At 67.8% G+C, this 1,301-nt stretch carries 1 pseudogene; it reads left to right on the plus strand.

The features are described 5' to 3' along the window. Positions 1-357: 357 nt before the first annotated feature. Positions 358-1,301, plus strand: a pseudogene (locus ACMO6A_RS13920) (hypothetical protein); the annotation flags it as partial.

Raw genomic sequence — 1,301 nt, forward strand, 5'->3', positions numbered from 1 at the left:
CTACTACAGGAAACAATGATACCTGTTTTAGGAATCCCTGTCCAGCCGGATCCGGGTCGCCGCCGAAAACGGAGCTCGCCCCGAAGGGCTCGCGGATCCGCCGCCGCGCCCCGCCGTCCGGCGGGAGCACGTCGAAAAGGGGTCCCGCCATCGAAGGCGGGCCCCGGCCCGGCCGGCCGGCACACAGCATGACCGGACGTCCGGCGCGTCGCAAGCGTCCGCGTGTCTGCCGGCCGGTGCCGCCGCCGAAGGCGGTCCCGGCACCGGGCCGACCGGCCACGCGGCTTGCGCCGCGCCGCGGCCATCCGGTCCCGCCGCGCACCGTCCGGAAGACAAGACGACATAGGAGCGTGACAAATGACCGGAAACAACCATGCCAGCCAAGGGGACGACCGTCGGTGCGGGCACTGCGAACGCCAGTCGGGGGAGTGCGCCGTACGGTGCCACGACTGCGACGGATGGCTATGCGGGGACTGCGCGGGGACGGAAACCGTCGAATGCGGGTGCGGCAACACTGTATGCGACGACTGCGCGCGCACATGCAACGAATGCGGTTCGCGGATGTGCGGGGACTGCGCATACTGCTGCGAGCACTGCGAGCACAGCCTGTGCGAGGACTGCGGGTACCGGTGCCGCATGTGCGACGACCGCCTGTGCTCGGATTGCCAGGAATACTGCGAGCAGTGCGACGAACGCTACTGCCCCTACTGCTACGAACGGCACGCCTGCGCGAACACGCAGGACCCCTGCTACCGGGACCCGTACGAGGGACGGCCCGTCCGCGAGCCGTTCACCTTCGGACTGGAAATCGAAGTGGACGGCAACCACGACACCGACATGCTCAGGAACCACAGGCTCATCGCCGGCTGGTGCCCGGACGGCAGCCTCCACCACGACGGCTCCCTCGAATACCAGAGCGAACCCATGACCATGAGCCAGCTCACGGAAATCCGCCGACTCGTCGAACGCATCGCCACCGACACCGACAACACGCTGTCGGGCGGGCACATGCACATCAGCCGCACCGGCCGGCAGACCCCGGCCCGCTGGTACTGGGCGCTGGAAGCGCTCGACGGAACCCAATGCGAGGCGCTGAACATGCGCCACATGACCGACACACGCTGGTGCGAGCTCATCCACGGCGACTACTGCGGCAAGGACACCGCCATCAACGACACGCACCGCCACACCATCGAATTCCGCACGTTCGGCCCGTGGCACCACGACACCGCCGGAAGACTCGACGCCGCCGTCCATTACATGCACGCCATGTGGCGGTTCTTCCAGAAGTTCCCCGTCCC

This window comes from Eggerthella sp., from assembly GCF_048329335.1.
Lineage (GTDB): Bacteria > Actinomycetota > Coriobacteriia > Coriobacteriales > Eggerthellaceae > Eggerthella > Eggerthella lenta.